Annotated in this window: 10 protein-coding genes; 1 reads left to right on the top strand and 9 read right to left on the bottom strand. The window is 60.0% G+C overall.

From position 1 onward, the window contains the following. Positions 1-245 precede the first annotated feature (245 nt). The 9 genes from bcsR to ABEG21_RS20500 form a co-directional block, all read right to left on the bottom strand. Positions 246-659, bottom strand: coding sequence for a BcsR/BcsP family cellulose biosynthesis protein (gene bcsR, locus ABEG21_RS20540; RefSeq protein ID WP_347557271.1), 414 nt, complete (start codon positions 657-659; stop codon positions 246-248). Between the two features lie 78 nt (positions 660-737). Next, positions 738-1,166: a cellulose biosynthesis protein BcsD gene (bcsD, locus tag ABEG21_RS20535; RefSeq protein WP_347557270.1), complete on the bottom strand. Its 429-nt coding sequence runs from the start codon at positions 1,164-1,166 to the stop codon at positions 738-740. A gap of 1,668 nt (positions 1,167-2,834) precedes the next feature. After that, positions 2,835-3,629 carry an alpha/beta hydrolase gene (locus tag ABEG21_RS20530; protein ID WP_347557269.1) on the bottom strand — a complete coding sequence of 265 codons (795 nt, stop codon included), beginning with the start codon at positions 3,627-3,629 and terminating at the stop codon, positions 2,835-2,837. Positions 3,630-3,724: 95 nt separating this feature from the next. Beyond that, entirely contained in the window at positions 3,725-4,450 is a 726-nt protein-coding gene (locus tag ABEG21_RS20525) for a polysaccharide deacetylase family protein (protein WP_347557268.1), read from the bottom strand. A 28-nt stretch (positions 4,451-4,478) separates the two neighbouring features. Next, positions 4,479-5,663: a glycosyltransferase family 4 protein gene (locus ABEG21_RS20520; RefSeq protein ID WP_347557267.1), complete on the bottom strand. Its 1,185-nt coding sequence runs from the start codon at positions 5,661-5,663 to the stop codon at positions 4,479-4,481. Positions 5,664-5,908: 245 nt separating this feature from the next. Beyond that, entirely contained in the window at positions 5,909-6,958 is a 1,050-nt protein-coding gene (locus tag ABEG21_RS20515; RefSeq protein ID WP_347557266.1) for an alpha/beta hydrolase, read from the bottom strand. Between the two features lie 40 nt (positions 6,959-6,998). Continuing rightward, positions 6,999-8,306 (bottom strand): MFS transporter, encoded by a 1,308-nt coding sequence (locus ABEG21_RS20510; RefSeq protein WP_347558100.1) that lies wholly within the window; start codon positions 8,304-8,306, stop codon positions 6,999-7,001. A gap of 92 nt (positions 8,307-8,398) precedes the next feature. Then, positions 8,399-9,517 carry an alpha/beta hydrolase gene (locus tag ABEG21_RS20505; protein WP_347557265.1) on the bottom strand — a complete coding sequence of 373 codons (1,119 nt, stop codon included), beginning with the start codon at positions 9,515-9,517 and terminating at the stop codon, positions 8,399-8,401. A gap of 35 nt (positions 9,518-9,552) precedes the next feature. Then, on the bottom strand, positions 9,553-10,731 hold the full coding sequence (locus ABEG21_RS20500) for a porin (RefSeq protein WP_347557264.1): 1,179 nt from the start codon (positions 10,729-10,731) through the stop codon (positions 9,553-9,555). A gap of 238 nt (positions 10,732-10,969) precedes the next feature. Here ABEG21_RS20500 and ABEG21_RS20495 point away from each other — a divergent pair, with 238 nt between their 5' ends. Beyond that, complete coding sequence (locus ABEG21_RS20495; RefSeq protein ID WP_347557263.1) at positions 10,970-11,932, top strand: LysR family transcriptional regulator; 963 nt, start codon at positions 10,970-10,972, stop codon at positions 11,930-11,932. The last annotated feature ends 19 nt before the right edge of the window (positions 11,933-11,951 follow it).

Here is an 11,951-nt window from a genome sequence, read left to right as displayed (position 1 = left end):
CACGAACGGCAACACGAACAACACCGAGCACGCCGCATCGCCACGACGAACCGGCGCCCTGCGTCAGGGCGCTGACATCGTCGCTTGATGTGCGTTTGAAGGTAGGCTGTGCCTGTTCAAAAGTCGCCTGCTGCACCTCACGCCTGTATTGCCAGGCGCGTAACGCGCTGCAGCCACCGGCCTCCGACACCCCCCGACGTCGGAAAGAACGGAAAAACAGAAGACGCTACGCGAAGCATGACGCGTTACAGGGCATCCCCGTGCGGCGCATCCTGCTTCAGCAGACGCGCAAACACGCTGCTGAGCGGCGGCGGTGCCGGCATATCGACGACCGGCTCGGTGAACGAAGGCACCACGGGCGACTGCGAGACAGCTGCCGCCTTCGGCGCAATCGATCGAATCTCCATGCTGGACCGCGACGCGGCATCGGCAACGGCGGGCGCGGCGACGGCAGATGCTTCGCCATCCCTTGCGCTGAATGCAGCTTCTTGCGCGTCATCCTCCGGCCAGACGAAATGATCGTCGACCAAGGCGTCGGTCGGCATGGCCCACCGCCCGCGCGCGCCCAGCGATTGCTCCCTGCCTTCAACTTCTTGATATTGCGCAGGGCTCGCGCCCACCATCTCAAAAAGCCTCGAAATATCCGATGCACCGCTCATCTTATTTCCCCGTGTCGTCGTTGCGCTTCCCCGAAAAACGCAGCCTGTGCCGTAGCACGGCCGCCCGTCTTTTATTTCTTACTGCCCAAATCTGAAAACCATACTACCGGAAACATCCAAAGCGTTTGCGGTGGTCATCCGCAGGCGCGGATCGGCGCCTAGCTGATGCATCCAGGCTTCGTAGGCACCCTCCAGGAACGCGACGGACCATGCTTGGTTATCGACACCGAACGTCGCTTCGAGCGGCGCGTTTCGATGTGACAGCTCCAGCCAGTCCGGCGCCTCTTTAATAATGACCTCGCCCCAGCCGATCTCCCGCCAGACCAGATTCATCGCCAACTCCATGTCGGCGACGGTGGCGGCAGGCGCCAACCGGCGATCATGGGCAAATCGCGCGCCGCTGTGCCGCATGACCTGCGCCAGCAGCGTTGGCGTCAGATTCTGCGTCAACTCCTTTACGAAGGACGAGAGAAACGGGCGCCATTGTGCTGCAGACATGTCTTTCATCGCTTTTCCATGCGCGCCATTCGGCCGCGCACCTGTAACTGTAGAACTCGCCGCATCGACGCAAATCCCCATTTGCGCCAATACCGATGGTATGCAATCGCAAAATCCGCCGGACCTCGGCAAGCATGCGCCCCATCCCTCTCGGACGAGGTGTCTGAGTGATCAGGGTGCCATTTTTAAGTCCGCTCTTTCTCGAGAGAAAGAGCCCATCACTTTTCAGCAACAAGCAAACATCTATTTTTATCATGAATCGCGCAAGCGCGTCCGTCGACTAGGTCAAATCGACGAGGACCATTCTAGCGTCTTTTTGGCGGTTGTGAAAATCAAATCAATTCGACTCCGGTGCGCGCCGTGGGGCCAGGGTGAAACTATCTGTATTTTTTTCAATCGATCGGTAAAATTTAAACGAATACAGTCTGCGTTACGGACAATTTTCCGACATTGTTGCCGCTGCGATGGACTGAGCTCGCATCACGGTGGCGATAATTGCGGGGAATCCATCCGCATCCTTGCCCGTCGGGGGTTGGCGCGGAAGGCGCCGCTCAGACGGCGGCGTTCCGGCGGCTTGATACGCTGCCTTTGGGAGCGCCAGCAACCCGCACCAAACGCTCGATTTTGCACTAGCGAAAAAATTTCAAAAATAAAAATGCGCTTAATGCCTAACATCTATAATTTTTAAATTACTCGGAATGTCATCTTTTTATACGTCGATCGTCAAATTAACAGAAATCGATTTCTTTTTATAATGCTTAATTTCTGCCAAAAAAAGCGCACCCCTAGTTCCTTCGGAAAAATGAAACAATGAAGACTGTTTTATTTTTCACAATTAATTTTTCATCACTCCAAAATCAAAAGTCTAAATTCAATAATTTTTATCGACTGATTTTTATTCCATTAAAATATTCAGCCCCGAGGAAATGAAACGTTTTTAAGAAATTATTCTTTCTCTTTTTATTTTAAGTGAAATTCTGCAGCTGCACGTTTAACTCAATCCGGGAATGCCGGACCGCACTAAAATAAATACATCCAAAATCGATAATATTGCACTACGAAAGAGCACCTATGGACCTTGAACCTATCTCGGGACCCCTTCTCCAGCGAGCGGTCTGCGGGCACAGGTAAACAATCGTTTGTTTCCTCGTACGTTCGAGAATACGTGCGGTTTATTAGAAAAGGTTGACAGCCTGCGGGAAAAATTCATTCGGTCGTTTCAATAGATCAATTGTCCCGTGATTTTTCGCGATGATTCTGGGGAAATTGCTATCAATAACGAAACGGGCAAGCGCCGTGCTATGACGCGTCTGAAAGATCCGCAAGCGCTTTCACGACGCGATAATGCCTATTGCTGACATTCGTATCTTGCAACGTATGTCGCCTCGATAAAGCGCTTCGCTATCAATGACAAAGCCCGTCGCCAGCGCCGTATAACCGGCGCCAAGACAACGGGCTGATGATGAAATGCGCTGCAATATTTGATTACAGGAAAACCGCTTGTTTGTTACATGTGCCGTCTCGAAAACGTCTCAGTTTCGCGACCGTTCCTGACGCTCGGCAGAGGCCGCAAGGCAATCTCGAAAACACCAGGCTTCGCGTGCCGACGCCCCGCACGCTGCACTGAAGCGGAATGCCATAACCCGACCGTGCGGTCAGCGCAGCCCGACGGTCTTGTCAATCGGACAGGCCGGGAACGTGGGCCGCTTCCTCGATCAAATGCGCGACAGTCTTCGGATGGGAGATCAGCGAAAGGTGGCTCGACTTGATCTCGATCGTTTTCGCGCCCATACGATTTGCCATGAAGCGTTCGAGATCCGGGTTGATCGTCCGATCTTCCGTCGACACCGCGTACCAGGTCGGCTTGTCGTGCCACGCGGCAACGGTGGTTTTTGCCATCGTGATGGCCTTACCCATCGGCTGCTGTACCGCGAAATACACTTCCGCTTCCTGCTTCGGCAAATCGCCGCCGAAGTCATGCAAGAAGGCATTTTCCGACAGCAAACCGTAACCGTCGGCGCTCCATTGCAAGCCCGCCGACGCCGGCGCGGCCGGGAATTTCTTGGTCAAAGCCGGGTAGTCTTCGCCCGCATCAGGGGCACGCGCGGCGATGTACACCAGTCCTTTCACCTTGGGATTGTCGCCGGCCTGGCTCATGACCATGCCACCGTAGGAATGCGCGACGAGAATCGTCGGTCCGTCCTGCAGCGCGAGCGCATGCTTCACCGCGTCGACGTCGGCGTCAAGCGAGGTCGTCGGATTTTGCACGGCGGTGACATGCAAGCCCTTGGCCTGCAATAAAGGGATCACTTTGGCCCAACTCGAAGCGTCGGCATAGAGGCCGTGAATCAGCACGACGTTCTTGATCTCGCCTTGCGGCGGCGTTGCATCCTGCGCCTGGGCGAGCGGTACGGCGCCGATACCGACGGAGAAGACGGTCAAGGCGGCGATGGCGATTTTGCGGAGGTTCATTGCGGGACTCGTTTGAGGAAGAAGAGTCCACAGTCTGCGGTGCGCGCGCCCTCACCCCGATGACGCAGTCATTACGATTAAATGACAAACGCCCTCTATCGCCGCCGTCGGTCTTCCGCGCGTGTCAGGCATTTGAACAGGAATTTCGGTAATGTCGTGAAAGCACTGACGGTCACCCGCGGCAAGGCAAAGGGGTCGTCGCGCGCCGTCGCCAAGCCCCGCTCGGTTAGCGTCGCGTTGCTATAGCCGGCGTCCCGCACCGTCGCGGCGAGTGCTGGATGCCAGTCACCATACGGATAGCAAAACGACACGACCGGCGATTGTACGACCGTCTCGAGCGCGGTTCGGGATGCGACGATCTGTTCTCCCGCCAAGGCCGGAGCGAGCTGCGGCAAGTGGCAGTGGTCCAACGTGTGCGAGCCGACCTCCTGCCCGAGAGACGCCCATCGCCGCACTTGATCCGCGTCCATCAGGCGCGTTGGTGCAATGTTGAGGTGCGCGTCCCAATCGTTGGACTGTCCGAGCTTTGCCGCCACGAAATAGCACGTGGATGTGAAGCCCCACTGCGCCAGCACCGGTGCCGCGTGCTCCAATACATTGCAATACCCATCGTCGAACGTGATACCGAACACCTTGCCGGCTTTTTCACCCCGAAGATAGGGCAACAGATCGCGCATCGATAGCCCGCGATAGCCGAGCCCGGCCATCCACCGCATCTGCGCGGCGAACGCCGACGGCGCCACCCGCAAGGTCCATAGCGGATCGTCACGCGCGGGCACCGTGTCGATATGGTGATACATCAATATCGGGATGGAACGCACGTTCACGCTGCCGAAAGAGGTTGCGCCATCACGCCGGCCAGGACGATTTAGTGCGTACGCGGATCGCGCGCATCCGCCATTGCCAACGCCACCGCACCGCCGCCATCGCCACCGCATAGACGGACTGCGTGCGTTCGACAAAATCCTGCATCGCGAACTGTTCGATGCTCCGCGTGCGCGCCGCTTCGCCCATTCGACGCAGCCGGGCCGGATCGGCGAGCATCTGGCGCAGCGTGTCGGCTACCGTGACCGCATCGCCCGATGGCACGATCCACCCTTCGACCCCGTCATCGATGTTTTCCGGCAAACCGCCGCTCGAGGAAATCAAGACGGGCAGGCCGGCACTCATCGACTCACGGCAAGCATAAGACAGCGTTTCTTTGTGAGACAGCACGAAGGCCACATCGCTACAGCCCAGGACGACGTTCTTATCGGTGATATGGCCGGTGAAATGGAACTGTTCGCGCACGTTCATCGCGGCCAACTCGGCCAATGTCGCGTCGCTCGGCAACTCGCCCGCCAGCAATACCGAGAAGTGCGCGCGCTGATGCGCGGGCAGCGAGGCGAGTGCCAGCGCCAGCGTCATCCAGCCCTTATGCAGCCCCGTGCCCGCCGTGCTGCCCAATACGATATGCGGCAGATCCACGGCCTCCGAGACGGCGAAGCGCGCCTCGCGCAGCGGGCGCCACTGTTCGCCCAGATCCGGGTGATGGCCGCTTTGCGACGAGACGCCGTGCTTGACCACGGTGAGCGCGCGGTAGGCCGATCCCTTCATGAAGGAAGCGACATAGTCACTGACGGCGATGCTGTGATGGGTGCCGAAAATCGCTCGGAGCCAGTTGCCGACGCTGTTGACCCGATGATCGTTATGCTTGGTGAAGACGATGGCAGGACGCCGCAGCATGAAGGCTGTAGCGAGCATCACCTGGCGATGATCGGCGGACCCATTAACATGGACGACATCGAATTGGCCCGTGCAGATCATTCGACGCAGTTGCCATAAGGACGAAGCCAGATAGCGTAAGCGCGGTTTGAAGTCGACCGGCACGACGGTGACACCCGCCTCGCCCGGCGCCCGGTCGTGCAGCTCGCTGCCGCCCGGCGTCGCAATGACGACGCGGTGATGCGTGGCCAGGGATTTTGCCAGGGCAATGATGTAGGAGGTATGTCCTCCACCGTTTTTCGTATGAAAATTCGTGTAGAGGATGTTCACCTACTCAGCCACCTTATGTTACCAACGGTTACTTCGTCCGGCAGATTCTAGACGACGCAACCCTCGATGAACAAGTATTTTTCGGGGGCCAGGCTAACGATCGAATATTGTTAAGGCATTGATTTCACTGAAGCCGACGGGACGTTCTCCGCCGCCGGTGGCGCGCATGCAGGCGGCCCGGGGAAAACACTGATAATTCAACTGTAAGCAAGGAACGTAAGCAGACCGTCAGTCGATTTATCGTTTTACCGGTGGGGATTACGCGTACCGAAAAGCGCCGCGAGTCCTTGTGGCGAACAAAACACAGCGTCGGCGTCGTGTGCCGCGTTCGGGATCTCGAACGTCGCCTGGGTCGCCGAATCGGCATGCCGCAGTTGCATATAGCGGGTGAAAGCCCGCCCGCGCGCCAAGCGGTGCGGCCCTTGCGCCTGCGCCGCCGCGGAGCGATCCAGCGCGGGATGCGCGGGGTCGTTGTCCTCCTGCCCGAGCAATAACACGACGTCACGGCGCGCATACGCCGCTTCCAATACCGCCGCGTTGGGCAGCACGCCGTCCGTCTTCGCGTAAGCCGGCAGTGCTTCCAGCCCGTACTTCCACGCATTGAAATCGGGACAGCGCGCGCGATCGAATGGCGCGAATCCGCCCGCCTCATCCGGACGCAAGCTATCGAAATACGCGTAGGACGAGGGGTTCGCCACGACGTAACGTGTCGCGATACCGTGCGCGGCAAGCGCCGCTTCGCCGCGCCCCAGTACGGCATAGCGGTGCACGACCTGCGCGCCGCCGGAATGGCCCGCCACGACGACATCGGTCAACGCCGGAAACAACGTCCGATCCGCGAGTTTCTCGATGATCGCGTCCAGGACGGCGAAGGCGCTCAGCGCAATCGGCCCGCGGGCCTCGTCGCCCCCCATCCATCCGGTCCATTCCCAATGCAGCGTACGCGCATCCAATCCATGCGTCTGCACATCGGCATCGGCGAGAAACTGCGGTGCCAGCAGCAATACCGCATCCTGCATCCCCTCCCTGTCCGTCTGCTGTGCAGTGAAAACCGCAAGGGCCTTTTCTGCCATCTCGAAATACGCGTCGGCATTGCGCAGGCGGCCGTGCAACATCACTACGGCCCGGCGCAGCGTCGGCGCGCCCTCGTCCCAAGGTCGGCTGGCGTAAAGCGGTACCTGGGCCGGTCCCGATACAGTGTCGAGTGATAGAAATGTCGGCGCGACAGCCGTGACAGGCCGTTCGTTGGTGGCGCGCTCGTCGGCCATGCCAGATCGCTCGATCTTGGAGGTCATCGTTAAAAAGCATCCTTTGAAGAAAACGGGCGCAGCGCGCTCAGGGAGCCAGGGGTTCGGTCGAAGAACGTCGCGTGCCATAGACCAAAGCCAGCGAGATAAAACCGCAGGCGATCAGATAATACGCAGGGGTCAGGCTGCTGCCGGTCAGCCGCGTCAGCCAAGTAACGGTCAGCGGCGCCATGCCGCCGAACAACGTGACCGCGGCGTTATAGGCGACCGCGACACCCGACGAACGGCTGGATACGGGGAACAGCGTCGCCAACATCCCGGGGTGGGCGCCCGACATCGCGGCGAGGAATACCGTCGAGACGATCTGAGCGAAGAACAGTCGTTCCGGGGATGGCGCGGCCACGACATAGGCGAACAAGGGATAGGCACAGATCATCCACACCAAAATCACCGGGTAAAACAGACGGTAGGCGCCGAAACGGTCCGCGAGCTTGCCGGACAAGGGGAAGAGGAAAAGATTCAGGACGCCGCAGAAGAAAGCACCGCGCAATGCCACCTGCAATGGCAGATGCAATTGGCGTTCGACATAGATCGCGATGTAGGAATGCCAGACATAATTCGTCGCCGCACCCACGCCGATGACACCGATCGCGCACAGCGCGCCGCGGCCATGCTCCCGAAAAAACGTCCGCATCGGCGTGCGCGCCGCCCGCGTGGGCCGCACGCGTCCGCTACTGTCGGCGTCGACTGTCGCATTACGCCGGCCCTGCATCGCGCGAAATTCCGGCGACTCGGCGACACGATGCTTGATATAAAAGCCGACCGGGCCGACCAGCGCGCCGCACAGAAAAGGCAGGCGCCAGCCCCAGGAAAGCAGTTGCGCATGCGTCAGCATCGTCGTCAGGCAATAACCAGCGCCCGACGACAGCAGCAGCGCGAACGACTGCGCCGTCATATTGAAACTGCCGTAGAACATCTTTTTGCCGGGCGGCGCGTATTCGACCAGCATCGCCGATGCCGTTGCAAACTGGCCGCCGACCGACAGGCCTTGCAGCAAGCGCGCCAACACGACCAAGAGCGGTGCCGCAATGCCGATCTGCGCATAACCCGGCGTCAACGCCATCAGCAAGGTACTGACGGCCATTGAAATCGTCAGCAACGCCAAGGCCCGCGTGCGTCCGTAACGATCCGCGTAGACACCCAGCAGGACCCCGCCGATCGGCCGCACGATAAAGCCGATCGCAAACGTCGCAAGCGTCAGAATGATCGACAGATAGCCGCTACGCGACGGAAAAAACACCTGCGCGATGATATCCGAGAAATACCCGTATATCAAAAAGTCGAACCACTCAAGCCCGCTACCGATCACCGACACCACGATCGCACGCCGCACCATGGCCGGTGAGAGCGCCGGGGGCGCGGCGCGCACGGACGTCTCCCCCGCCGCGGCGCTTGCCTGCAGCACCGGCACCGCATTGTCAGTTGGATTCATCGGCATTCCCCCGTGTCGTACATGGCATCGATCGCGCAGACCGACGTCAACATCCGGGCGCCGTTATGCCCAACGCCCGGGACGATATGCAAACTCTGCGTCAGCCCCTGCGGATGCCGCGCTTGCATATACGCGAAATAGGCGGTCGCGCGGGCGACACGCTCGCTACCCTGCGCCTCCGCGGAACAACTCCGGTCCAGTGCCGCCTGTGTGGGGTCGTCATCGTTTCCGCCCACCAGATAGAACACATGACGGGAGGCATAGGTCGCTTCCAATTGCGCCACGCTACGGTCGGCAAGGTAGGCAGGCCGACGCGACATGCCGTACTTCCAGTCATCGTAGCCAGGACAAGCCGACGCTTCGAATGGCCCGAAACCATGATTCGCCGTCGGCCTTTCCTTATTGAAATACGCATAGGACGAGGGGCTCGACACGACGTAACGCACATCGATATGTTCCGTCGCCAGCACGCCCAGATCATGCGCCGCGATTGCATACCGCTGTACGACCTGCGCGCCGCCGGAATGTCCGACGATCACCACTTCGCGCAACGCCGGGAATCGCGTTCGATCCGCCAGGCGTGCAATGATCGCATCGAGCGCACTATACGAGCTGATCGGGCGCGGCGCGACGGCCGCCTCGCCCGCCATCCAACCGTTCGCATCCCAGCGTAGCACGTTGTCCGGCAGCGCCCGCATGCCGAAATCGATCGTCGCCAGGAACTGCGGCGCGATCAAAATCGTCCCGGCGACATTGGCGCCGCCTTTGGCCGCTTCACGCTCGGCCGTCTGTGCCGTCTCGAAATACCGATCGGCATTGCGTAGCTTGCCATGAATCACGATGATCGCCCTGACGACATCCGGCTGAGGCTTCGTCCAATCCCGGGAAAGATACACCGGTAGCATCGCCGCGCCGTCCGGCTTATCCTGCTCCGCCGCCGCCCCATTCGACGGAATGGCGATCATCGTCTCGGCGATGCGGCTGACCGGCCGCAAATGGGGTGCATAGGCATGCCCGGCACTCTCGCCTGCCGCCACGCTCATACTAGACGCCCCTCCCAGCAAGAGTCCGACGCCGAGCGCGATGCCCCCTAGTCTTGCCTTATTCCACTGCATTCCTGCTCTCCTTTCAACCCCATGCCGATTCGCGATCAGAACCGATGCAAGATACCGAGCGTGACGCCGGTTTGATTTGGCCCGAACGCCGTGCTGTCGGTCGTGCCCACCGGGGTATATTGATTGTTGAAACCACGCGTCGCCTGCGCATACGCCACCGTGGCGTAAACCGACGTCCGCTTCGACAGCGCGTATTGCGTGCTGAGGACGCCCATCCAGGCGTTCGACATGCCCGGCGTCTTGTCCCTTTCGTAGTAGTACGCGGCGGTGAGCTGCACGGCTGGCGACACCGGATAGCGAATCCCTCCGAAAAACAGCGCTTGCGCGGCCGAGGCGCCTTTCGTCGGGTTATACAGATAATGCTCATAGCCCGCGGTGATCCTGGCGGGGCCGAGGTTATACCGTCCCGAAATGCTGAGGTTGCGGGATTTGGTCCAGGTGCCTGTCGTATTGATTGCACCATTGCGATAGTCGTAGGCAACGGCCAAGCCGAACGGTCCGCCATCGTAATTCAGTGCACCGCCATAGGCAGCGCTACTCTGGAACGAGTCCGCGCTATTGCCGAATGCGTATTCGGCCGTTGCCGTCAAACCGCGATAGCGCCCTACGTATTTGACGGAGTTGCTATTGCGCGCGCGAAACGCGAAGTCATCCGATGAGCCTGTCGTCGGGAACCACGTGTATTGCTGCCCGTAATCCATCGGATCGTATTGCGCGAGCGTGTCGTACATCGGAGTGTATTGCAGTCCGAAGGAAAGCGAACCGTAGCGGTCGTTCTGCAGCCCGACGGCGGCCGTCCGATTGAATATCGTCCCGGCGGTGGCCTGCGTGCCGTCGTTCGAATTAAAGCCGGACTCCAACACAAACCACGCCGCCGTCCCGCCCCCGAGGGGCTCATTGCCGCGAAAACCAAATCGCGAACTATGCAATCCGCCCGACTGCTCTCGTACGACACTGCCACCGCCCGCGGCGGCATGCGAGAGAAACTCGACGTTGGTGTCGATGATCCCGTATAGCGTGACAGAGCCTGCCGCACTCGTCGATCGCGGTTCGGCGTCGTCGGATTGCGCATAGACGCCCGTGCTGACACTCAACAGCGCGCCGGCCATGACGGCGCTCACGGACACGTGACGGGCGGACAGCGCGGAAGCGGAGAAAATGCGGCGGGCACGGCGGGGGCAAGCCGCCCCGGCGGATGAGGGGTGTCGGTTCACTACAGTCTCCGTCAGGCGATTATTTCGCCTTCTTTTTGGGGTCGTTCCGTCATCCCGTCCCGGGTGACGACATCCTCCCACCTCATCTTTGCAAGGTGGATGGCGCATCGTATGACCGTTGGATTCAGATGTAAAATACTCTTTCGAAGCGTCTGCCATACGCAAAAAATATGGCAATGGTCTGTTGGAAATCGCTAATCTGCACAGTGGGACACTGCGTAAGGAACGCCGATCGACTATGGAATTGCGCCATCTCAGATATTTCCTGGCGGTTGCCGAGGAAGGGCAACTGACGCGCGCGGCGGAACGGCTCGCGATGCAACAGCCACCGCTATCGCATCAGATTCGCCTACTCGAAGACGAGCTGGGCTTCGAACTTTTCGTGCGCCTGCCGCGCGGGGTAATTCTGACGGACGCCGGAAAAGCTTTTGCGCAAAGCGCCGAAACCGTCATGACCTTATTGTCCCAAGGCGTCGCGCATGCCAGACGGATCGCGGAAGGCGAGCTCGGCGCGATTTTGATCGGGCTGACCAGCTCGGCCGCGTTTCACCCGGTGACGACCCAACTGATCGGCGCGTTTCGCAAGGCCTACCCCGACGTGGGCGTCGACATGATGGAATTGAATGCCGCCGAGATCATGGAAAAACTCCGCGCTGAACAACTGCATCTGGCCTTCCTGCGCAAGCCCGTGGAAATTCCCGCCGAAATCGGGCTGTTCCAGGTCCTGGACGAACCGATGGTGGCCGTGCTGCCCAAAGGCCATCCTCTGCTGGCGAGAACACGCGGCAAAGCACGACGGATTCGTCTGGCGGAACTGGCGGACCAGCCCTTCATTCTTGTCAGGCGTCCGGGCGCGCCGGGCATGTATGCCGATATTCTCGCCGCCTGCGACAAGGCCGGCTTCGCGCCGCAGATCGCGCGCGAAGTGCCGCGCATGCTGACCGGGATTCATATGATCGCCGCAGGAATGGGAATTACCTTGGTGCCCGCTTCAATGCAGGGCTATCGCCATGAGGATATCGTCTACTGCCCGCTCCATTCGGATGCGGCACTGTCCGCCCCGCTTCATCTCGCCTACCCGCGCCATGCACCGCACGGCGCACGCACCGAAGACGCCGAGAACGGCTTTTCAGGCGCGACCAATGCGGCGGCGGCGCGGTTTGTCGGCTTTGTCCGAGAAAGCGTCGCGCAAACAGGTTGAACGGCAGCGCTGGGAACGG

The sequence above is a fragment of the Robbsia sp. KACC 23696 genome, assembly GCF_039852015.1.
Taxonomy (GTDB): domain Bacteria; phylum Pseudomonadota; class Gammaproteobacteria; order Burkholderiales; family Burkholderiaceae; genus Robbsia.
The sequence above is the reverse complement of the archived record's forward strand: the minus strand, read 5'-3'. Positions and strand labels throughout refer to the sequence as shown.

What these genes read in the sequence shown, in the direction of transcription:
- ABEG21_RS20495 (WP_347557263.1), top strand. Translation starts at nt 10,970, where the DNA reads ATGGAATTGCGCCATCTCAGATATTTCCTGGCGGTTGCCGAGGAAGGG.
- bcsD (WP_347557270.1), bottom strand. Translation starts at nt 1,166, where the DNA reads ATGAAAGACATGTCTGCAGCACAATGGCGCCCGTTTCTCTCGTCCTTC.
- ABEG21_RS20530 (WP_347557269.1), bottom strand. Translation starts at nt 3,629, where the DNA reads ATGAACCTCCGCAAAATCGCCATCGCCGCCTTGACCGTCTTCTCCGTC.
- ABEG21_RS20515 (WP_347557266.1), bottom strand. Translation starts at nt 6,958, where the DNA reads ATGACCTCCAAGATCGAGCGATCTGGCATGGCCGACGAGCGCGCCACC.
- ABEG21_RS20510 (WP_347558100.1), bottom strand. Translation starts at nt 8,306, where the DNA reads ATGGTGCGGCGTGCGATCGTGGTGTCGGTGATCGGTAGCGGGCTTGAG.
- bcsR (WP_347557271.1), bottom strand. Translation starts at nt 659, where the DNA reads ATGAGCGGTGCATCGGATATTTCGAGGCTTTTTGAGATGGTGGGCGCG.
- ABEG21_RS20505 (WP_347557265.1), bottom strand. Translation starts at nt 9,517, where the DNA reads ATGCAGTGGAATAAGGCAAGACTAGGGGGCATCGCGCTCGGCGTCGGA.